Origin of the sequence: Nitrospira sp., from assembly GCA_029194535.1 — a bacterium.
Classification (GTDB): Bacteria; Nitrospirota; Nitrospiria; order Nitrospirales; family Nitrospiraceae; genus Nitrospira_C.
On sequence record JARFXR010000002.1, the window covers coordinates 250,197 to 272,915 of the forward strand.

Sequence of the window (22,719 nt, forward strand, 5' to 3'; positions counted from 1 at the left end):
ATCCTCTCAGATGCCCAGCTCCAGCCGCCCGTCCTGAATCCGGCACAGTCGCGCATAGGAACCGTTTCTCCCAAGCAGGTCATCGTGGGTGCCGTCTTCGACGATCTCCCCGCTTGCCACGACGTAGATGCGTTGGGCTTGCCGTACCGCGCTCAATCGATGTGCAATGATGAACACAGTCCGCCCCTTGCAGATCCGAGCCATGTTTCGCTGAATGACCGCCTCCGATTCGTAGTCGAGCGCACTGGTGGCCTCGTCGAAGACCAGAATCCGCGGATCGGCGACCAAGGCTCGTGCGATCGCGATCCGCTGACGCTGCCCGCCGGACAAGGAACATCCCTGTTCTCCCACAAGCGTGTCATAACCCTCCGGCAGTTCGAGGATGAACTCATGAGCCCCGGCCAGCTTGGCCGCCTGGATCACCTGTTCAACCCCGATCCCGGGATCGGTCAAGGCAATGTTGTCACGGATCGAGCGATTGAATAGGAAGTTTTCCTGGAGCACGACACCCACCTGCCGGCGTAATGAAGTGGGATCGACCTGTGCCACGTCCACGCCATCGACGAGGATGCGCCCGCGCTCGGGAACATAGAGCCGTTGGATCAACTTGGCAATCGTGCTTTTGCCGGATCCTGACCGTCCGACGATCCCGATCATCTGTCCCGGCGCGATCGAAAACGAGACGTTGCGCAACACTTCAGTCGCGTCGGGACGATACCGGAAGCTGACTTCCTCGAAGGCGACCTGTCCGCGCAGCGACTGAAGCGCGGTCCGATTGGCGCTGTGCGAGGCTTCCACTTGGGTGTTCAGCACATCGCCCAGCCGTTGGAGTGAAATGCCGACCTGCTGGAACTCCTGCCAAAGGTTCACGATACGGAGCAGCGGGCCCGTAACCTGGGCCGACAACATATTGAAGGCGATTAATTGGCCGATGGTCAGATCCCCGTCGATCACTCGATAGGCGCCGACCCAGAGCACGGCGACCACGGTGATCTTCTGAATGCACGACGCCGTTTGGCTCGCTCCTGTCATGAGAACGGCCGCCCGAAAGCTGGCCCGCACATAGGCGGCGAGCTGTTCCTCCCATGCACGCAACAACGGCGGCTCGACGGCAAGGGCCTTGATCGTCTGGATACCGCTCACCGCTTCCACGAGAAATGACTGGCTGTCGGCGCCCCGATTGAATTTCTCATGGAGCCTGGCTCGGATGGCCGGTGTGATCGTCATCGACAAGAACGCATAGAACGGCAACGAGGCCATGACGACCATCGTCAACATGGGGCTGTAGAACCACATGACCACGAGGAATACGAACGTAAAGAACAGATCCAAGACCACGGTGACGGAATTGCTCGTGAGAAACTGCCTGATGTGTTCCAGCTCGCGCACCCGCGCGACCATATCTCCGACGCGCCGCGCCTCGAAGTACGCCAGCGGGAGCCCCAGGATGTGACGGAACAATTGCGCGCCCAGGCCGACATCGATGCGGCTGGTCGTATGCGAAAACAAATAGGTGCGCAGTCCCCCGAGTGCCGCGTCGAACATCGCCAGGGCGATCATGCCGATCGCCAAGACGTGCAATGTCGTGAAACCCCTGTGGACGAGCACCTTGTCGATGACCACTTGAGTAAAGAGCGGCGTGAGGAGGGCGAACAGCTGCAGGAAGAACGAGGCCAGGAGCACCTCGCCCAGCAACTTGCGATACTTCACGATCGCCGGGATGAACCAGGTGAGATCGAACTTCACATCTTGAATCCTACGATGAGCGCGCTTCGTAAACAGCAGCAGCTCGCCGGTCCAACCCGATTCGAACTCCTCGCGCAGCAGGACCAGCGGGCGCCCCAGCACCGGGTCTTGAATCAACGCGTTGTCGCCTTCGATCTTGGCCAAGACCACATACCGGCCGTCGACTCGCTTCGCAATTGCAGGGAGCGGAGTCCCCGGCAGACGGGTCCATTGCGCCCGATGGAGGCCGGCCTTGAGTCCGAGATGTTTGGCAGCGCGCAGAATATCGATATCGGTGAACGGAGATCCGGACCTGCCGAACTGATGGCGCAACTGCGCCGCATCGGCCGGCACGTCATGAAAGCGCGCCATGATGAGCAGACACATGAGGCCGGTGTCCTCGACCGGAAAAGACGAGGACGAGACCGGTTCTTGAGGATGTGAATTTGGTGACGCCGGCGTCATGCCTAGCTGCCTTGGACTAGTGCCAGCTGGCTGCGAGGATGCTCTCGACTTGCTGAGGCTGTTGGACGATGCCTTGCTCCCACGTCAAGCCGGTTTGCTGGGTGAACCCGGCCATGGCCTGGATCAACTGATCGACTTGTGTATTGAGCAGCATCTGGCCGTCGCCGGCCTGGATCATCTCGATCTGGTTGGTTGCGCCGGCATACCAATTCTGAATCGTAACCTGATCGGTTGATCCGTATACCGCCAAGCGAAGGTCATTGGCCTGGCGACTCAGGACCACATCCAATGGATTGATCGTTTCGCCAAAGAGCAGCCGGTCTTGGTTGCCGGATGTCGAATCGGTGTCGCTGATCGTATCCCGGCCGTCGCCACGAGTGAAATTGTAGAGGTCGTTCCCGCCCCCGCCGGTCAGCTGGTCATTGCCAGTTTCACCAGTGAACTGATCAGCACCGCTGCCGCCTGTCAAACTATCATTTCCAGCACCACCCGTGAGGATGTCATCGCCTGACCCTCCGTCGAGCGTGTCGAGCCCGTCTCCGCCGTTCAGGCCGTCGTTGCCGCTCCCGGCATTCAGTGTGTCGTCACCGAACCCACCGGTGAGGCTGTCGTTCCCGCTTCCGCCTTGCAAGGCATCATTGCCGATACCGCCATCGGCCTGATCATTCCCGCTTCCTGCGTTGAGGGTGTCGTCGCCGTCCTGTCCCCGGAGCGTGTCATTGCCCGTGCCGCCATCGAGCCTGTTATTCCCGCTATTGCCGATGAGCATGTTGCCGTCTGAGCTTCCAGTACCGTTGATATTGGCCGTGCCGGTCAGGGTGAGGTTCTCGACATTGGAACCCAGGTTGTAAGTCACAGCGCTTTCGACGGTATCGATCCCCTGATTGGCCGATTCAGTGACCACATCGCCGGCTTGGTTTACGACGAAGGTGTCATTGCCGGCCCCGCCGATCATCGTATCGTTGCCCAGACTGCCGTCCAGCCGATCATTGCCGCCTCCGCCGGTGAGCGTATTGCCCCCGCCGTTGCCGATCAGGACGTTGTCGAGTGCGTTGCCGGTTCCGTTGGTATTGGCAACCCCTGTGAGCGAGAGGTTCTCCACGTTCCCCCCGAGCGTGGAGGTGATCCCGCTCTGCACGATGTCCGTGCCCTCATTGGCGGCTTCCGTGATCACATCCCCGCCGTTGTCAACGATGTAGGTATCGTTGCCCATCCCGCCTTGCATGGTATCGGCGCCGGTCCCACCATCGAGCCGATCGTTGCCCGCCCCGCCGGTGAGCGTATCGTTGCCGGCTAGTCCGAAGAGCTGATCGTTCCCGACGCCGCCCGTGAGGACATCGTTCCCGGCAGTGCCGGTCAGAGTCTGGTCGGCAGTGATGACCGTGAGCGAAAACTCATCGGCCACGCTCAAGCTCCCCGAATCCGTCGCCGTGACCTTGAGGTTCAGGACTCCGGCATCACCACTTCCAGGCGTCCCGCTGAAGGCCCGCGTACTGGCGTTGAAGCCTAGCCAGGCCGGCAAATGGCTGCCGTCGGCCAACGTGGTGCCGTAGGTCAACGCATCGCCTGCATCGATGTCCGAGAACGTATTCGACGGAACCGTGAAGGAGAAGGCCGATCCCGACTGCGCCGATTGATCCACGATCGGATTTGCCACCGTCGGCGCATGGTTTGCCGGAAACAGATCGGCCAGATTCGCCGTGCTCCCATCCGCAAAAGCCAGCGTCTTAACCACCAACGACCCGTTTGCACCAGTGGGATCGAAGTTGGTGAGAAGAAGCTGATGGGTTCCGTTGCTGTCCACCTGGATTGTGAGCGTGTGCGCTGCATTGTCCTGGGTAAACGCCAGATCGCCCTGCCTAATATCACTACCAAACGAAATGCGATTACCTTCAGCCGCTGAGGCCATATCCTCAACGGTATCGATACCATCGCCGAGATTGAAGGCATAGGTATCGTCTCCGGCGAGGCCCCGGAGTAAGTCGTTGCCCTGGCCGCCGGCCAGGATGTTCGACGCGCTATTGCCAGTCAATCTGTTGTCCGATACATTGCCCGTCCCATCAATCGCATCGTCCCCGGCAAGCATAAGATGTTCAAGATTGTCACCGAGCTGGAAAGACAGGCGACTGATCACGCTGTCGGTTCCCTCTCCCGGCGATTCCACGATAATGTCGCCGACACCAACCACATACACATCATCGCCGACACCCCCGACTAACCTATCGACCGCACCATCGTTGATTGAATCATCGAGCACCGAGGCCGAGTCGACAAATTGTAGTCCATTGGGCGAAAGGATCCGTCCAGATCCTCCGATCAACGTGTCATGGCCTCCGTGACCCTCAAGGATATTGGCACCGAGGCTGCCGATGAGGACATTGTCCAGCTCATTCCCGACACCATGACTGCCGCCGAACAGAAACAAGTTTTCCACATTGCTCGGAAGCGTCTGATCAGTAATGGCCACGAGCGTGTCGCTGCCCTCGTCCGACAATTCCACAACTGTCGCATTGGGAAGATCAAAGAATGGACCCTGAGTCGGATCAACCGATGACCGAACTTCGTATCCGCCGATCAAAATATAGATGTCGTCGCCTAGGCCGCCGAGCAACATATCCGCTCCATGAGCCCCTACGCTACTGAACGGCGGCCCTCCCGACATCCAGAAAAAAGGCCTGAGTACGTCGTTACCGGGACCGCCAATGAGCAAGTCACTACCATCGCCCGCCTCAGTAAACGATGGAATCGAGGCCCCTCCGATGAGCACGTCATTCCCTTCGCCGCCATCGAGGATATTGTCGCCGTCCCCGCCGCCATGATCCGGCGTTCCCAGGATGACGTTGTCGAGCTCGTTCCCCATGCCAAGAACGGCGTGACTAGTAAAGTTAAAAATCAGGTTTTCAACATTTTCAGGCAGAGCATAGTCCAACAGCGTGGTAATGGTGTCGTTGCCTTCATCTGGAAATTCGATGATGATGTCTCCGTCTCCTATGCCGTAGAGATCGTCTCCCTTCCCTCCGACCAGAGTGTCCGCGCCACTCGTCCCTCCAAGAATATCGTTTCCCTCCGTTCCCACACCCTGCTGTTCGTGACTTATCAGATAGGCTTGGTCCCAGGTCGTGCCGTCCGCAAAGACGATCTGCCCTGGAAAAGACAACCCCATCTGCAACTCGTCCGGAGTCCCCTGAATGCCGAGCCGATGATTCCCCGATTCGAATGCATATAGTCTGACGTCGGCAGGAAGGACATCGGAATTCATCAATACGGTGTCTTCCGTACCGGGATTGGCGCTATCGTAGCCATACCCCCGACCGAAAACGAAGGTATCGGTTCCGAGTCCAAACAGGTTATCGTTTCCTGCCCCGCCATCAAGAAGATTGGTCAGTCCCTGTCCACTGAGCGAGTCGTTTCCCACCCCTCCTCGCAGGACATTCTGCCCTCCGATTGCGGATAAGCTGTCGTCACCGGCTCCCCCATCGAGATCGTTATCGCCGTCGCCTCCGGAGAGCGCATCACGCCCATCGCCGCCCAACAGCACATCGTTGCCGCTTCCTCCATCAAGAATGTCGTTCCCGGAGCCCCCCTCAAGCCGATCATTTCCGGCAAAGCCGTTCAACCGATCATTGGCCTCGGTTCCGATGAGCAGGTCGTCGTCGCTTCCACCGTCCAACGTGATTCCCGGACCTGGATCCGGTTCACCCGCTGGTTTCTCCAAGAGTGTCGCACCATCCCACACCGTCCCGTCGGCAAAGCGCACTTGTTTGGTCGAGAAAGCAGCTAGCGAGCTGTAGACAATGTACAGTTGATCGGCAGGGGCATCGGCATTGCGATCAGGATTCGGAAGGGCAAGATTGAGCGTCAAGCCTGACGGGAAAAGACTGTATATCGGCGAATCCATGAGTATTTGTTGGCGAGTCACGATCACTTGATCGGGACTGATTCCAGCCGCCAGTTGAATCGTATCGATTTCACCCGGATTCGTATCCTCAACGACATCGATACCCGAGCCTAATCCAAACAGATAAATGTCCTGCCCCGAGCCGCCGCGTAGAAGATCGAGCCCTCCATTCCCTGCCAACGTGTCGTTCCCCACCCCTGCCTCGAGCACATTCTCCTGACCGTTTCCCAACAGCACGTTGTCGAGCGCGTTGCCGATACCCACTTGAAGGCCCGCAGCTGTCCCACCGTAGATCGATGTTGCAGTGGCGCCCTTAGCGTCCGGCCCGAGTTGAAGGAACGGTTCGATGCGTCTTGCAGTCTCCAGCAAGGTGAGGTTCTCGACGTTCGCTCCAAGCCGGTACGATCTGGTGGTCTTGATCGTGTCGATTCCCTCGCCGACTTGATCCATGACGATGTCACCAGCACTGACGACGTAGGTGTCGTTGCCCTTCCCTCCGGTGAGCACATTCACCGCACTGTTGCCTATCAACACATTGTCGAGGTCATTACCGGTTCCATTGATCGGCGCCGAGCCGGCAAGCGTCAAGTTCTCGAAGTTCGCACCTAATACATAGGTCTGGTCCGTCACGATCGTATCTCGTCCTTCGGCCGCTTGTTCGATTACCGTATCGCCGGCACCTACATGGTAGGTGTCATCACCCAGTCCACCAGTCAGCACATTGGCCGCACTGTTGCCGATGAGCACGTTGTCGAGCGCGTTGCCTGTGCCCTTGATCGCGGCCGTTCCGGTGAGCCTCAGATTTTCCACGTTCGCGCTGAGCTGATGATTGACAGAACTTTGTACGGTATCGAGCCCCTCATCCACCGCTTCCAGGACGGCATCCGCTGCATCGTCGACCACATAGATATCGTCGCCCGGGCCTCCGGTCATGGTGTCGGCGGCGGCGCCGCCGTCCAAGACGTCGTTCCCGGCCAGTCCGAACAGTTGATCATCCCCCGCCAATCCTTGAAACAGATCATCACCGGCCGTCCCGGTCAGACTATCAGCAGCGGTCGTGCCCATGATCGGTCGTTGCGCAAACCCGGCGATCGCGGCAGCATCCCAGACCGTGCCGTCGGCAAAGCGGACAGCATCGACTTGCAGCACGGTTGCCGTCAAAAATTGCGAGAGAATCACCGCATCACCGGTGTCACCGATGGTCAACACCACGTCTTTGCCGTTCTTCGTAACCTGTACATCGGCCGGCGTCACATCCGCCGCATATTGAATCGCATCCTGCGTCCCGCCCACATCGACCAGACGATCCTGTCCGCTTCCACGGCCAAGCAAATAGGTATCGTCGCCGCGTCCACCATTCAGCAGATCGTTCCCGGTCCCTCCGTCCACTACATCGTTGTCGTCTCCTCCCTGCAGCGTGTCCTGGCCTGCTAACCCCTTCAATCGATCTGTGACGTTCGTCCCCGCCACCACGTCATTCCCGTCAGTGCCGGTGAGATCGAAGCCGCGAGCGATCAGTTGGCCATAGGTCAACGCGGTGTCGTCGGAGAATTGATACGAATCCACTGCATGAGTCCCTAGCACGTCGCTGCGATTGAACGAATCCAGCAAGAGCGCATCGCCGGAGGTTCCGACTCGCACGAGCAACTTATTCGTTCCGATGCCGAATGGCGGCGCTTGCCACCCCAGCGTGAGATCGGCGGAGGTGATTCCGGATCCAAACACCACGCTGTTGCCGCCACCGGAGTCGGCCCGATCCTCGATCGTATCGATTCCATCGCCGGCGGCAAACGTATACTGATCATCCCCCGCGCCACCGACCAACTGATCGTTTCCTTGGCCGCCCACAAACAAGTCCCGGGCATTCGTCCCAAATAAATGATCGTCTGACTCGGTACCGGGCACGTTGATCCCGCGATCGACAAGCTGTGCATGGGTCAGCGTCGTGGCGTCCGAAAACTGAAATTGATCGACCCCGCGAGAATTGTAGATGTCGGAAAAATTCGGAAAGCCCAGTGACACCACGTCGCCCTGTGTGCCGATCGGTAATTCCAAACCATTGCCGAGGCGATACTGTAATTCGGCCGACGTGATGCCCGATCCAAACACAACCTGATTCGCATCACCCGTTCCCGACGACTCCACAATTTGATCGGAGCCGCTGCCGAGCGAGAACCGATAGGTATCGCTGCCCGCCCCGCCCTCCAACCGATCATTGCCCGTGCCGCCATCAAGTTGGTCCTGTCCTTCGCCGCCATCCAACCAATCGTTGCCGGCGCCACCCAGCAACCGGTCGGCGCCTACCCCGGCAAACAGTTGATCGTTTCCAGCCCCTGCGTCTAAGACATTGTTGCCGAACCCACCAATCAGCTGGTCATTCCCGTTCAGCCCGATGATCTTCTGATAAGTCTCACCACCATTCAACACGTCGTCGCCAGCCGTGCCGATGAGGTCAAAACCTCTCACCACCAACTCGGCTTGGGTCAGCGTCGTCCCGTCGGCAAAGACAAACTGATCGATGCCGGCCGGCTGCGTCGGATTGGCAGGGTCAAACCCTTGGATATGGATGGCATCACCGTTCCCCCCCACCCGCACCAACAGGGAGCCAATGCCAAGGGTGATATCACTGCTTAAGATGCCGGGCCCGAAGACTAACTTGTTCCCTTCTTCTGGGGTATCCGTGATCGAATCGACCCCGTCGCCGAGATTGAAGACATAGGTGTCCGCCCCAGCGCCGCCGTCAATAGTGTCATTGTCCGCGCCGCCAGTCAGCTCGTCATCACCTGCCCCACCTTGTAAGGCATCGTCCCCATCGTCGCCGAACAAAAGATCCGCGTCTGCTCCACCGATCAACAAATCGTTGCCGGCTTCACCAGACAATCGATTAGCGCCGGCGTTCCCATCGAGTTCATCATTTCCATCGCCACCGAACACCGTGTCATCGCCGACATCACCCACGAGCAGATCATCGCCATCGCCGCCATCCAATTCGTCGTTCCCGGCTTGGCCAAAGAGCCGGTCGTTCTCCGTGCCTCCAGCTAACGCATCGTTCCCCTCACCGCCCTGCAACTCATCGACTCCCACGCTTCCGAAGAGTTCGTCGTCCCCGGCTTCACCAAACAACGCATCGTTGCCTCTGCCGCCATCGAGCAAATCGTTCCCGCCTCCCCCTTGCAGTTGATCGTTGCCAGCTCCGCCGTCCAACGTGTCGGCAAACCCCAATGTCGGGTTATCGGCATAGTCCCCCGCGAGAAGATCGTCTCCGTCGCCTCCGAAGAGTGCATCTTCGCCACCACCGCCGACTAGTTGATCGTTCTCACTTCCGCCGCCGAGCCAATCATCCCCTTCCTGAATCACCCCAACTTCCAAATCGTCGCCGATCAATACATCAACGCCGGCACCCCCCAGCAACACATCTGAACCTGCATCGCCCTGAAGCACATCCTCACCAGCGCCGCCATCGAGGTAATCGTCGCCCCCGGTCGTCATCGCGAGACTGCCGGGCGAGGATGGCGTCACCTGACCCGGCCAGGTATGGGTGACACTTGGATAGTTTCCGACGATCTGATCGCCATAGAGGCGGTCGGGTTCGGTCCCGCCTCTGAGCACATCGGCGCCACCGCCCCCATAGAGCCAGTCAGCGCCGGCGCCCCCATCCAGTACGTCGTCGCCCATCTGAGCCGCTGGTGTATCGAGCGCATCGCCGAACAAGATATCGCCGTCGAGGTCTCCACGCAGCTCATCCGCGTCACTGCCGCCGACCAGGGTATCGCCCTCGCTCCCACCTTCGAGGATGTCGTCCCCCAGTCCGCCCACCAGTAGATCTTCTCCCGTCCCTCCCTCCAGCACATCGCGGCCCGCAGAGCCCGCCAGAATATCGCGTCCGTCCTCGCCGTAGAGTCGATCGTTGCCGAGCGCACCTTCGAGTAAATCCGCGCCTGTGCCGCCGAAAAACTGATGATGGCCTTGGCTCGCGGTGTTCGCAAAGAGCCAATCATCGCCGCCATTGCCGAAGGCAGTCACATTGAAAAGGGCACCGATACCCCCCAGCGGCCCGAGCTGGTTGGGATTGTTATCGCCGGTAGCTGTCTGCCCTGGCAGGCCGTTGGTATAGTCGATCGCCTGATCGGTGGAGACGAGTGAGACCGTGGCTTCCTGGTGCTCGACGTGCGTGGCGATGCCAGCGTCATTCACAAGCACCGCGTTGACGGAGAGCGTCGTATTTGCAGAGACCTCCGGAGCTTTCAGCGCGAAGAGGACCTGCTGCTGGCCCTCCGGCACGAGAATGGTGACGGTCTCGCCCTGCGGAGTGAGTTCTTGGCTATTCGCCAGCACCACCACATTGTTCCCACCAAGGCCGTTCAATTTGAGTTGGATCGCTTGTCCGCCCGTGCCTGCCGCATAGGGCAGATAGGCCGTGAACACGTTCGCGCCATCCTCGCTCACCGTGCCGGTCGCCAACGGCGCGACGGCCGGATCGAAGCCAGGGGTGTTGAACGGATTCGCTCCGATGCCTTGGCGCACGACGACCGTCTGGCCGGCCTGCTGAACGATCTGCTGAGCTTCTTCTAAAGCGGTTCGAATCGGGGCCGCAAGGCGGCGATCATCCAGTTCAGCGGCATAGGCTTCGGTCACAAAGTTCACGTTGAGAAAGTCGAGCGCTCGCCCGAGGTCAAATGACCCTGCGACATCGGCTAAGAAATCAGGGATCGCTCTCGCAAATCCATCAGCGGTGTTCAGTGTAAGACTCTGCAGCTGGGCGACGAGCTGTCCTTTACTCTCTGGTGTCATATCTTGGAGGGCATCGATCCGATGGTTGAGAGCTACGACCAACTGCGTGGTCGTCTCTATCAACTGCCCTGCCGTTTGACCACTGCTATTCGCATGCTCCCGGGCGAACGCTAGAGTGTTCGGCAGCCAGTCGGTAGCGCCTCCACCCAGCATTTGTGCGGCTAAGGCTTCCGGGTCGAGGCCTGATGGAAGACTCGCGGTGAGCTCTGTCAACTGGGGAGCCGCTCCCATGCTCGCCATCAAAATCTCGAATTGAAGCTGACGAGAAGACACATCAATGGCTGCCGGTGGCGTGACCGTCACATCCGGCCGAGACCCAGCGCCGACATACTCACCAATGGCTTGAAAAATCGTCGAGATCCCGCTCGCTGCCACCTGCACCGCGTCCGTGAAGACCGCACCTAAGGTGCTGAGAATGGAAATGGCCCCGGTCACAGGACGAAGGGGGGTAAAGACCGCCCCCCAATTCATTCCTTGGAGTGCCCGAAACCAGCTCTCACTAAGATCGCCCGAATCATGAAGGCTCGTGATCAGGGCTTGCGTTAGCGTGTTGATGCTGCTGGGCGACCCGATGGTCAATCCTGCTGTGACTGCTGCGACAAGCTGGAATCGAGATTCAACTAATCCGAGGTCTTTGCTATTGAGGAGGTTGCCAAACAGAGCCGCCACTTCCTGCATGGAATCCACATTGAGATAGGCGATCGAGGTGGTACCTGGGGATACTTGAAACTCCAGGAGTGCTCCGGGCCGCAGATTTGCATAGAGGCCAGTCTCAATGCGGTGGGCATCGACAAGGCCATACGCATAAGGTTGATTGGTGATGGGATTGATATTCCCTGATTTGAAATCAAGGAGAAACGTGTCTCCTCCCACATGCCCACCGCCAAAACGAGAGACCAGATCATTGGTGACGAAGAAGTGACCAGAGAGCCCGAGGCCTTGCAGTACCGTGGGATCGTAGCTGACATGGTCCTGCAGCGCTTTCAACCCGCCCAGTCCGTTAAAGGTCGTGAGACTCACATTGGACTTGTCAAAGTCAGCGAGAAAATCGGGATCTTCTGGGTTCGTAGTCGTCAGCTTCTTTTGGACCCACTCATAGGCCGCATACTGAGCTAAGGCTCCACCCATGCTTTGGCCAGCGAAATGGATTCTAGTATCTGAGTCAAATTGTCGCAGATGTGTGAAGACAAGTTCCCGACTATCTTTCCACTGGTTCCATCCCAATTGAGTATTGCTGGTCCAATCGACAGGATCAGCTCCGTCAGTTCCACCGAATGCGATGATGACTTCATTTGTCGTTGCATTTCGATAAGCGGTAAACTTGAACCCGTTGGATGTATTTACGGACTGGGCATCGTTTGAATCTTTCACGAAGCCTGGGGCTATTGAGTAAAGGGGGAGGATGTCGTAGGACGGAGTGTCTCGAAATGGCGCCAGAGTGCCGCCGAGAGGCACTGTATTCGTAGAGGTAAAATATGAAGCATCACTGGCAATGAGGGCGAGTTTGGCCAGTTCGTTTAATGGTTGCGCAACTAACATGATTAGGCTCCTTTGCAGGTATCGATCAAATGCAAGGTAGCGCGACTTGCAGTTGGCAGGTTGTCATGCGGCTCTCGTACAAACACAGCCTTACAGCCATCTGGAGAGACCGCCATTGCGTTAATGAATCCAACTACAATTTTCTGAATCTGGTCGCTTTCGAGCAAATAGGCTCCACGATTTCCTGGGTCTCCCTGTTTCTTCACATTGATACTACCGCCTGATGCAAGAACCCCCGAACGTAGTGGGAGGAAGTGATGCCATCCTCCATGAATTTCTGGCACTTCACGCCCCGTTATGGTCCCATCCGGCCTCAGTAGCCAGAATGTATGCTGGTTTGATCCTGCGTACATGACGTAGGCATTCAGAAACTCCACATAACGTGCCAAAGGTGGCCAAACTTGATTGTCATTTAGTGGAAGTCTTGTAGCTTCATTTGCTTCTGGTCGATAGAAAAGTATTGGGCCAGGTCGGCCAGGATGGGCATCAGGCTGCCGCCGAAAATCTAGATATCCATGCTCGGGGAGCAGTTCAATGAAGTCTCGCAATTGCCCTCGCGACTGATAACTCTTGCACGTAATAGGATGCGCCTTTACGCTTTCCTCCCACTCGGGCGGTTCTCCCTCCCAAATTTCCTTGGAGTAGTGAAGATCAAGATACGTGCGCTCTTGCCCCATCGGCCCCTTCTTCGACGGCCCTTCGAGAATGGAATAGCGAATATAGCCGCGGAAATAACAACCAAGGCTGGCGTGCTTCACATAAACTGATCGACGATTCTCGCGGGTATCCCAGATATAGATGTTCTGCTCACGCCCATACCTACCTTGCTTATCTATTTTCTCGAGGTTGATTTCGTATCCCGTAAAAATCACACGATCATTGTCCAGCCAATAGATCCGGTGCTGGCTGCTTACGGGAAACCCAGAGTCTCTGAGAACGAACGGCGCCTTCTCGGAGCCAGTCACCAACTGCGGACTCGCCACCATCATGAGCAGTATGGCAATCAATGCGAGTCCTCTCTTCATGCATTTCCTTGTAGTGCTGGGCACAACAGCAGGACTTGTTGGACCACGTGTCGTCTTGGGATAGCTACCTATTGTCCTTTTGTTTCGCGCGCGCATCACGCACATTGAGCAATACCTGTTGAATCTGCTGATGCAGCCCGATCAGCTGTTCGAACGGCATGGCCACGCGGGCGACGCGATGACCGTCGACGATCTTCGATGCAGGCTGTCCATCTGTTACCGTTCGGGCGATTCGTCCGAGTAGCGCCGGCTCGATGAACCCGAAATCGAGATAGGCGATCCCCTTTGCCACGGCGACGGTTGAAAAATTGACCGTTGCGGGATGATCCGATCGTTCAACAAGGCGCAGCTTCACCTGGCGTGATGTGGATGGTGCAACTCGCTTGGCACCGTTCTCCGGCGTAGCTTCCCGCATGGCATTCTCCTTTCCGCATTTTTTCATCTGCGAGGCGTACTGACACACACCGCGATCAGTCTGCCGTTGCACTTCACCTGCCGTCTGGTCACATGCGAGGCACGGAAGAATTCTCAACGTGCCTTTCGCCAGGCCCCTCTCTGGAGGGTTCAAGAGCGACACCGGCTCTGCCGCATAGAGTGTTGACCGAGACGATCTTCCGATGACCTGGATGATGGCAGATGGATGGACGAACTCAGGTTCACTGAATCCGATGTCGAGAGACACCCGGCCGCGACCGATACTCACAGGGGTGTCGCTGGCTGAGCGTGGATGCAACGCTGGGGAAGTCGACTGAAGTGGAACAGCGAGGCGGGCGCGTTTCGATCGATGGGCCTTGTCCGCCTCACGCATCGTCCCGTCTCCTTCGTATTGCGGGCACTCCGCTCGGAGTGGTTAGCAGTACGAACTGCGACGGTGCTTCTACATGAAGTCGCACAGCGATGCAAGAAAATTTCTGGCAACGAATGGCTACATTCCTAAATGAATACCAGCATTTAAGACGCTCTTCTCCCTCACTTCGACCATACAGGAAGAGCAACGCCTGGGCGGAAACTGCTCATGGAAGCATGAAGTCTTTGACAACTCACGCCGGTCCATCCCCCTGATTTCCGTGCCGATTGCGCAGACCTAGGGCCGGACGGCCCGAAGCCGAACGACTCTTTGTTTCGGCTGACGGCGCGTGTATACGAATGCCGGTCGCTCGCCGGAATCTGTCTTTCAGTAGCCTATCTTCCTCCGGAGTGCAGACAGGCTTCGCGCATCCAAACGATGAGCACGGTTCCTCACGAACAACGACGTCACGTCCGGTATCCAGTCGAATATGCAGGATCCTTTTCCGTAAAGGACGTTCACACCAACGGCGTCATCCTCAACCTCTCGATCGCCGGTTGCCGCGCGCTAAGCGACGTCCCCCTGTCGGCACGCGAGGTGGGCGTTCACATCGAGGTACCGCGCCGCCAGAATCCCCTGAAGATCTTGCTCGCGACGGTGCGCTGGACGCAGGGCACAGAATTCGGCGTGGAATTCCTTCGGATGGAGCCTGATCAGGAGCGGCGGCTCAGGGAATTGATTCAGGAGAATGAAGCGGATCTCGCGCTTCGTATCTGGCAGCGGGGGTGACGGGGGGGTTCCGAGCGAGTCTTTCGAGGGAACTTGGGAGCAATCCTTGTGACCAGGGAGAAGATCTCTCGCGTTGCTCGAGACAAGGACCGCTCACTCCGTCGGACCTGACACGGCGATCAGGGGCTGATCGTCTGAGTCCCACACCGGAGGAGCACTCATCGCCCTTCCAAGACCACAGGCGCAACTCCAACTGCGAAATCCAGGGTGAACAGAACAGACCGCCGGAGGAACGGCGGCATTGGGTCGGCAGAAACGGCAGTGGTGATGAGCGGACTAGTTGGCTTGTTGGGGACCGCGAACCAAGGCGATTGGTCGATTGTGACGATAATGCCGTGTGGAGAAGTGAATGGTCTTATACAACGCTTCCACGGCGTCTTCCTTCCGAACGAATGCCACCGCGCCGGCCGTAATCATCGCGTTGTAGTCATGGGGTGTATAGAGGCTGGACACGCCGATGATCGTCACCTCGGGCAGGCGTCGATTGATTTGGCGTGTCGCCTCGACGCCGGTGGTGCGCGGCAGACGGATGTCCATGAGGATCACGTCCGGCTGTTGCTGCTCCGCCATGGCTTGGGCTTCTTCACCGTTGGACGCCTCTCCCACGACTTCGATTCCCTCGTGCTCCTCCAACAGAACCTTCAGGAGGTGACGATCCCTCTCATTGTCGTCCACCAGCATCACTCGTCGCCGCGGCCCCGGCATCACCTGCCGCGCCGGTGCGTCGCCCTCTGGGGCAGACGGTCCGATGGCGCCGGTTTCACAACCAGTTCCTGATACAGTCCGTAAGGGTTCGCTGATGCGATGCATGGCGGCCTCTTTTCGTGGCGCGGCTGCTCGTAGCCTCTGGTTCAGATCCGCTATCATACCGCATCGGCCGACCGACAATATAGTGGATATCGAAGATATTTTCTCCTGTGACCGGCAACGCACAGAACGGGCGGGCTCCCCTCGCACCGCTACTTTTCGGCCGCGAGCGGCGGCAGGTTGATGCCGAAGCGCTCGAGCCCCATGATGACGGTCAGGGCCGACGGCGAGTGCTGCACGATCTCCTTCTGGACTTCGATCCGCCGCAGATCCACGAACTCCGGCGCGGTCAGGCCCAAAGATTCGCGGTAGGCCCGATCCGCGATACCTCGCTGTTTCTCTGCTTTCTCACGGGCTTCCTCCGCTTTCTGAAATTCGACCATCGTGATCTTTCGCTGTTCCTGCACGATCGTCTGGGTCGTTTGTTCTACCACGCCCTTTGGAGGCAGGATGCTGCCGACGACAACCCGATTGAGCCGGACCGGGATGTTTTGCTTTTCAATGAGTTTGACTTGGACTTCACGGGCAATCGCTTCCTGTAACTTGGTGCGGGTGGTCGGGTCAGTGGTTAATTGGAAGAGCGGGTACTTCTGTACTTCCTCCCGGACGAACGTGCGGAAGGCTTCTTTTACGTTGTTCAGATACCAAGTCGGCCCGTAGCGGGAGATCAGTTCCGGCGAGCGGCCTTCGACGACGTTGGCGATCATGAACGCGTCGAATGACACCGGTGCGTTCTCGGCCGAAATAATATCGAAGTGTTCCGAATACTGGACCGGACGAATGTCCACGTCGACGACTTTCGTCGTTGGAGCAATCCATACGCGCCCCGTTTTCGAGGGAACCGGATCGACTCCGCCGTGACCGAAGAACCAAGGTTGCTCGACGAACACACCCTCATGGCCCGCTTCGATCGCCGCACAACCACTCGTCGCCAGCATGAGCGCCAGGACTGTGCCCGCTCCCCACATACGACAGACTGATTCCCTCATAGCTAGCCTCCTGTTGTTAGGACGGGCCGCATTCGACGTTGCCGATCGCACACTGCCACGCTCGATCAGGTTGCGTGAATCAGAGGATACACCTTACGTAGCAGACTGAAACAAAGTCAAACGAGCCTGGAGGAGAGCCAACCGAGCGGTGCGACCTTGTCGATAGAGCGCGCGTAGGGCTGGATTAGAAGATGCCCGCTCGCTTCTGAAGCCAGCGAATGTATTGCGTGATGTGGTCTACATCTGCGGGAGTCACGTTTTCGATCTTCGGCATGTTGCCGAATTCCCAATGGTGGGCCCGCACCCCGTTGGCTGCAGCCCGCTGGAAGGCCGCATCGCCGTGGTGATTGGGTTCGTAGATTTTATGGACCAGCGGAGGACCTTGCGCGGTCCCGGTTCCCTGTTTTCCATGGCAGGCGGAACAATTGGCATCGAACTTGGCCTCCCCCGCCTGCAGGTCCGCAGGGAGAGCCGAGCCGCCCGCTGCCGGAGCCGGCTGCGGCGGATCGCAGGCCGCCGTCGCGACGAGGAGGACGAGGCTCAGCCCCCACGACCATCGCAAGCCGGATACTCGATTCCGCTTCACCGGCCGGCACCGGGCCCGCGCTCAGCCGCGTCGGTGTGGTTGAACTGCTCGCGAAGCATGGCTTGCGTACGGCGCAAGGTCATGCGCCGATAGAGTCTGGCTCCAATCGGGGCGACGACGATCAGCGCGATCGTCAGATACATGAAGAATTCTTCCGGCGACATCGTGTTACGTTAGCGCATATTGCGTAGGATCTACAACCCCGGCCATCCGAAATCCATCGCGCCGGATGCGGCAACTGTCGCATCGCCCGCAGGCCAGTTCGCCTACCGGATCATAGCAACTGTGCGTGAGTGCGAGCGGCACGCCCAGCGCCACGCCTTCCCGAATGATCTCGGCCTTCGACAGCGCGAGCAAGGGCGCCAGCACTCGCAAGGCTTGTCCCTCGACACCGGCCTTGGTGCCTTCCTTCACCGCGCCTTCGAACGCACGGATGAACTCCGGGCGGCAGTCTGGATACCCCGAATAGTCGAGAACGTTGGCGCCGAAGTACACCGACTCGGCTCGGATTGTTTCGGCATAGGCCGCCGCCAGAGACAGAAAGATGAGGTTCCGCCCCGGGACATAGGTCACCGGAATCTCCGCGGTCCGTTCCGGCCTCTCACGATCTTTCGGCACCGCCTGATCGCTGGTGAGGGCCGATCCGCCGATTACGCGAAGATCGACTGAACAGACCACATGATGCATCACCGCCATCGCCTCCGCCAGCCGCCGCGCCTGGCGAACTTCCACGGCGTGACGTTGGCCGTACTCGAACGTGAGAAAATGGAGTTCCTGGCCGTCCCGCCGCGCGATGGCGGCCGTCACGGCAGAATCGATCCCTCCGCTCACCAGCACGACAGCGCGAGGACCATTCACTCCGGACATGGCGCCTCCTGATGATCACCGCGGTCGAGGAGACAGGCATGCGCGCATCGCCTGCGGTCGGACCGCTGGGGTTTCCGTGCGGTACACTGATCTGGTCGGGCTTCGGCCGGGCGACCGACGAGGCGGGGGTTGACGGGAGGGCCGTCAGTCGCGTTCTTCTTCTTTTTCGATTTTCTCCAGCAGCTCTTCTCTGGATTGGCATTCGACGCAGAGCTTGGCGAAGGGCACGGCCTCCAGCCGCCGCTCGCTGATTTCGACGCCGCATTCGGCGCAGATGCCGTAGGTGCCCTCGGACAGGCGTACCAACGATTCGTCGATGGCCTGGCGTCGGCGGTTACGCATTTCCATCAAAGAAATCCCCAGCTCGCGGTCCAGATCCATCAGCGCCTGATCGCCGACATCGCGGGCAGACTCCAGGCGCCGCTGCTGATCTTCTGTCAGCGATTGGCCGATACTGTCTTCGATTTCCTTGAGAATCTCCTGCCGTTTCCGCATGAGGATTTTCTGCAGCGCCTCGCGGCGTCGCTCGCGCGCCTCGCGTTCCTTGGCGGATTCCTTCGGCTTGGCCGCGAGCGGAGAAATCGCGACGGTCAAGGGCTTTTCGGCGGCTATGGGCTTCTCACTGACGGCCGCTGAGGCTTCGACGTTCGGCTCTTTGACGACCGGCTTGGCTGTCGGTTTGCTTTTCATAGGGGGTTTCTTTTTCGCGGGAGCCTTGGTTGCCATGACGCCGTCCTCTCTCGATGCACGTCGACTGGCCTGGAAAAAGTTCGGCATTCATAGCACGGGTGCCGGGACTTTGACAAGAGGTAGTGGTCGAAAAGAAACGCGTGCCCTAGGGATAGAGGATGGTGCTATGGACCGGATATCCGGTCAGCTTCTCCCGTCCGTTCAAGCTCTTGAGCTCCACCAGAAAATCCAAACCGGCGATCTCGCCGCCCAACTGGCGGATCAGCTCGATCGTGGCGGCCGCCGTGCCTCCGGTCGCCAGCAAGTCGTCCACGATGAGCACTCGTTCCCCTTTGGCGACTGCGTCACGATGAATCGCCAGGGAGTTGGACCCATATTCCAACTGGTAGTTTACCTCGTAGATCGCCGCCGGGAGCTTTCCGGGTTTACGGACCGGGACGAATCCCGCCTTGAGGCGCTGAGCCAGGGTTCCACCATAGATGAACCCGCGCGACTCGATGCCGACGACTTTGGTGATGTCCTGACCTCCATAGTAGGCGGTCAACTCGTCGGCGATCGCGCCGAACGCGGCCGGATCTTTGAGGAGGGTCGTGATGTCGTAAAAGAGAATGCCGGGACGGGGAAAATCGGGGACTTCGCGAATGAGCGAGCGATACTGATCGAGGGTCATTGACTCAGAGCAGATCCGATTGTGTCAGCGCTTTTCGTTCGATGGTATGGCGCAGACGGCTCAACGCGGCCATTTCGATCTGTCGGACCCGCTCGCGAGTGAGCCCCATCTCGGTGCCGATCTCTTCCAGCGTCTTGGCTTCGCTGCCGTCCAACCCGAACCGCGACACAATAACAGTTTGCTCCTTTTCAGGCAACTCCTTCACCCACGCCATCATCTCCGCACGGCGCAGCACGCCTTCAGCGGTGGCCGCCGGCGAGGGGCACATCGGGTCCTCGATGACGTCGCGAAGGAAGGTGTCGGCCTGATCGTTGATGGGGCTGTCCAACGAGCAGGTCGTGCGGATGACCTGCTTCAGATCCAGCACGTCTTCTTCCGTCGACTTCAGCTTGACCGCCACCTCGGCCGCGGTCGGTTCTCGCCCCAATGTCTGAACGAGGGACTCGCTGCGGTTGAGGTAGCGATTGAGCCGCTCGACCACATGAACCGGCAGCCGCACCAGCTTGCCTTGATTGATGATGGCGCGCTCGATGTACTGCCGGATCCACCAGGATGCGTAGGTGCTGAACCGGAAGCCGCGCTTGTAATTGAACTTCTCGACCGCTTTGATGAGCCCGATATTGCCCTCCTCCACGATGTCGGAGAAGGGAAAGCCGCGATGCATGTATCGCTTGCCGATGCTGATCACCAGACGGAGGTTGGATTCAATCATCTGCTGACGGGCCTGCTCGTCGCCGGCCATAACGCGCTTGCCCAGTTGCTGTTCCTGCTTAAATGTGAGCAGGCTGGAGCGACGGATTTCCCGGAGGTAGCTTTTCAGCGTGTCCAGTCCTTCGGACCGGCGACCGCTCTTCTCTTCGCCGTCTCCTCCCTCTTCGCGGTCGGTACTTTCTTCGTCGCGCTCGACCTGATGCCGGCGCGCTTCGCTTCCATCCTCGAAATCGTCCTGTCTCCTGGCCATGCCGTCCTCTACGACCCGCCCGCGTAGCTGATCCGAAAATCCGAGAATCGTCCCGTCGGGCGCCCCCATTCGACGCTCACGGCAGTCACCCGCGCCGCAGGAGGCCCCGTATGAAGATCGTTCATGAGGGATTCGATCCGGTCCTTCGGTCCTTCCACATCCAGTTCGACGCGCCCGTCGTCGAGATTCCGCACCGTTCCCCGGAGTCCGCGCGCGGCGGCGACTCGCACGGCGAACGCCCGGTATCCCACACCTTGCACCCGACCCGCTACGGAGATCGTCGCTCGGACCGTTGCCGGCTCAGTTGGATCGGTCATGAAGGGTGTCACCTGAACGGGCGTCGGGATCGCTCGAACCGTCTCGACGAAGGAATATTCTCACACCCACCGAGACGCGTCACGTCTTTTGCACTTCCGCGCGCAGGAATCCCGGTCCATTGTCCCGGCGAAACGAGCCGTGAGCGCCGGCTTCCGCCGTCTCCCACACATCGTATCCACCCGAACGCCCACATCTCTGCGCCGCGGGCCTCGTGAGGCAGTGTCAATTTCGACAGCCTCTGAGTACAATACTCAAGGAAGGCATCGAGGCGTCCGTTCGTCGGATTTAGGTCCTCGCTCTCTATCTAGGATGGAGGAGATCATGATCGTCGGTGTGCCGAAGGAGATCAAGGATCACGAGTATCGGGTCGGCCTGACGCCGGACGGAGCGCGGGCATTGCGCCGGGCAGGTCACGAAGTCTGGGTCGAATCCGCCGCAGGCGAAGGCAGCGGATATATGGATGAGGATTACCGGCAAGCCGGCGCTTCCATCACGCGGTCGGCCGCGGAGACCTTCGAACGCGCCGCGCTCATCATCAAGGTGAAGGAACCGCTCCTGTCGGAATGCCGTCAGGTGCGTGCGGGTCAAATTTTGTTTACCTATCTCCACCTTGCGTCCTCCGCCGAACTGACGAAGAAGCTGATGGAGAGCCGCGTCACGGCCATCGCCTACGAGACAGTGGAAGCCAAAGACGGCACACTGCCCATGCTCAGGCCCATGAGCGACATCGCCGGCCGAATGTCTGTGCAGATCGGCGCGCGCTACTTGGAGAAAACCCAAGGAGGCCGGGGTATCTTGCTGTCGGGGATGCCCGGCGTGGAGCCGGCGCACGTGGTCGTGCTCGGAGCGGGCGTGGTCGGCAGCGCGGCCGCCAGGATTGCGGTCGGTATGGGCGCCCGCGTCACCGTGATCAATCTCGACCTCGAGCGCCTTCGCGTCCTCGACGAGCAATATCAGGGACGCATCGTCACGAGAGCCGCCACCCATGAAGCCGTTGAAGAAACCGTGCCGACAGCCGACTTGTTGATCGGCGCGGTGCTTGTGCCCGGCGCCCGGGCTCCGAAATTGGTCTCGCGGCGGTTGGTCGCGCAAATGAGGAAGGGCGCTGTGATAGTTGATGTCGCGGTGGATCAAGGAGGCTGCATTGAGACGACGAAGCCCACGACCCACTCCGATCCCGTGTATCTCGTGGATGGCGTGTTTCACTATTGTGTCGCCAACATGCCGGGCATTGTCCCCCGAACATCGACCGGCGCGCTCACGAACGTCACGCTTCCGTATGTGCTCAGGCTGGCAACGGAAGGCGTCGAAACGACGATACGATCCGACGCGGGATTCGGCAAGGGTGTGAACCTCTATAATGGTAACGTGACCTGCCCGGCCGTGGCCGAAGCTCACGGCTTGCGTTTCACCCCCCTGATATAAGACAATCGCCCCTCGTTTCGCTGAGCCGTCTGCATTACGAGGTCGGGGCGTAGCGCAGCCCGGTAGCGCACTGCGTTCGGGACGCAGGGGTCGGAGGTTCAAATCCTCTCGCCCCGACCAAAATGTGCAAATTGAAATTGACCGTCGAGAGGGTTTGAAGCGGCTGGGCGCCGACTGTTAGGAGGAAGAGGTCGCACCCGCGTGCGACCGGCAGCAAAGCCGCGGGGCCGGAGGCCGAATCCTCTCGTCCCGACCAAACCAAGCTTGCTCGTGCCGCCGCCTCTTTAGCGTAGTCGGGAGTTGGGGCGGCGGATACACACCACCAGTCTCCCGGTGGTTTCCTTGTTCGCGTGTACCGCGTGCTTATTTTTGCCTTTTCATGATGAG

15 protein-coding genes and 1 tRNA gene are annotated in these 22,719 nt (G+C 59.1%); 3 read left to right on the top strand and 13 right to left on the bottom strand.

Translation table 11 applies throughout. The features are described 5' to 3' along the window. Positions 1-6: 6 nt before the first annotated feature. The 4 genes from P0111_12645 to P0111_12660 form a co-directional block, all read right to left on the bottom strand. Positions 7-2,190 (bottom strand): type I secretion system permease/ATPase, encoded by a 2,184-nt coding sequence (locus P0111_12645; protein MDF0644871.1) that lies wholly within the window; start codon positions 2,188-2,190, stop codon positions 7-9. Between the two features lie 16 nt (positions 2,191-2,206). After that, positions 2,207-12,418, bottom strand: a complete 10,212-nt coding sequence (locus P0111_12650; GenBank protein ID MDF0644872.1) for a calcium-binding protein — start codon at positions 12,416-12,418, stop codon at positions 2,207-2,209. Between the two features lie 2 nt (positions 12,419-12,420). Continuing rightward, on the bottom strand, positions 12,421-13,443 hold the full coding sequence (locus tag P0111_12655) for a hypothetical protein (protein MDF0644873.1): 1,023 nt from the start codon (positions 13,441-13,443) through the stop codon (positions 12,421-12,423). Between the two features lie 64 nt (positions 13,444-13,507). Continuing rightward, positions 13,508-13,858: a hypothetical protein gene (locus P0111_12660; protein MDF0644874.1), complete on the bottom strand. Its 351-nt coding sequence runs from the start codon at positions 13,856-13,858 to the stop codon at positions 13,508-13,510. Positions 13,859-14,668: 810 nt separating this feature from the next. Between P0111_12660 and P0111_12665 the strand changes: the two genes are divergently transcribed. Beyond that, positions 14,669-15,019: a PilZ domain-containing protein gene (locus P0111_12665; protein ID MDF0644875.1), complete on the top strand. Its 351-nt coding sequence runs from the start codon at positions 14,669-14,671 to the stop codon at positions 15,017-15,019. A 276-nt stretch (positions 15,020-15,295) separates the two neighbouring features. Here the strand turns inward: P0111_12665 and P0111_12670 are convergent, their stop codons facing one another. The 9 genes from P0111_12670 to P0111_12710 all read right to left on the bottom strand — a co-directional run bounded on the left by P0111_12670 (position 15,296) and on the right by P0111_12710 (position 20,906). Then, positions 15,296-15,829, bottom strand: coding sequence for a response regulator transcription factor (locus tag P0111_12670; GenBank protein ID MDF0644876.1), 534 nt, complete (start codon positions 15,827-15,829; stop codon positions 15,296-15,298). 149 nt (positions 15,830-15,978) lie between these two features. Further along, positions 15,979-16,815 (bottom strand): SPFH domain-containing protein, encoded by an 837-nt coding sequence (locus tag P0111_12675; GenBank protein MDF0644877.1) that lies wholly within the window; start codon positions 16,813-16,815, stop codon positions 15,979-15,981. A 184-nt stretch (positions 16,816-16,999) separates the two neighbouring features. Continuing rightward, positions 17,000-17,401 carry a cytochrome c gene (locus tag P0111_12680; protein ID MDF0644878.1) on the bottom strand — a complete coding sequence of 134 codons (402 nt, stop codon included), beginning with the start codon at positions 17,399-17,401 and terminating at the stop codon, positions 17,000-17,002. Continuing rightward, positions 17,398-17,565, bottom strand: coding sequence for a hypothetical protein (locus P0111_12685; protein MDF0644879.1), 168 nt, complete (start codon positions 17,563-17,565; stop codon positions 17,398-17,400). The genes P0111_12680 and P0111_12685 overlap by 4 nt, the downstream gene beginning before the upstream one ends. A gap of 4 nt (positions 17,566-17,569) precedes the next feature. Beyond that, entirely contained in the window at positions 17,570-18,268 is a 699-nt protein-coding gene (gene queC / locus P0111_12690) for a 7-cyano-7-deazaguanine synthase QueC (GenBank protein ID MDF0644880.1), read from the bottom strand. Positions 18,269-18,412: 144 nt separating this feature from the next. Then, positions 18,413-18,862: a TraR/DksA family transcriptional regulator gene (locus tag P0111_12695; GenBank protein ID MDF0644881.1), complete on the bottom strand. Its 450-nt coding sequence runs from the start codon at positions 18,860-18,862 to the stop codon at positions 18,413-18,415. Positions 18,863-19,103: 241 nt separating this feature from the next. Continuing rightward, the gene (locus tag P0111_12700) at positions 19,104-19,628 is read right to left on the bottom strand and encodes an adenine phosphoribosyltransferase (protein MDF0644882.1); all 525 of its coding nucleotides are present in this window, start codon (positions 19,626-19,628) and stop codon (positions 19,104-19,106) included. A gap of 4 nt (positions 19,629-19,632) precedes the next feature. Further along, positions 19,633-20,589 (bottom strand): sigma-70 family RNA polymerase sigma factor, encoded by a 957-nt coding sequence (locus tag P0111_12705; protein ID MDF0644883.1) that lies wholly within the window; start codon positions 20,587-20,589, stop codon positions 19,633-19,635. Positions 20,590-20,597: 8 nt separating this feature from the next. Next, entirely contained in the window at positions 20,598-20,906 is a 309-nt protein-coding gene (locus P0111_12710) for an acylphosphatase (protein ID MDF0644884.1), read from the bottom strand. Positions 20,907-21,228: 322 nt separating this feature from the next. Between P0111_12710 and ald the strand changes: the two genes are divergently transcribed. Together ald and P0111_12720 are read left to right on the top strand one after the other, a co-directional pair. Next, positions 21,229-22,332, top strand: coding sequence for an alanine dehydrogenase (ald, locus tag P0111_12715; protein ID MDF0644885.1), 1,104 nt, complete (start codon positions 21,229-21,231; stop codon positions 22,330-22,332). 43 nt (positions 22,333-22,375) lie between these two features. After that, a tRNA-Pro gene (locus P0111_12720) sits at positions 22,376-22,452 on the top strand. Positions 22,453-22,719: the final 267 nt, after the last annotated feature.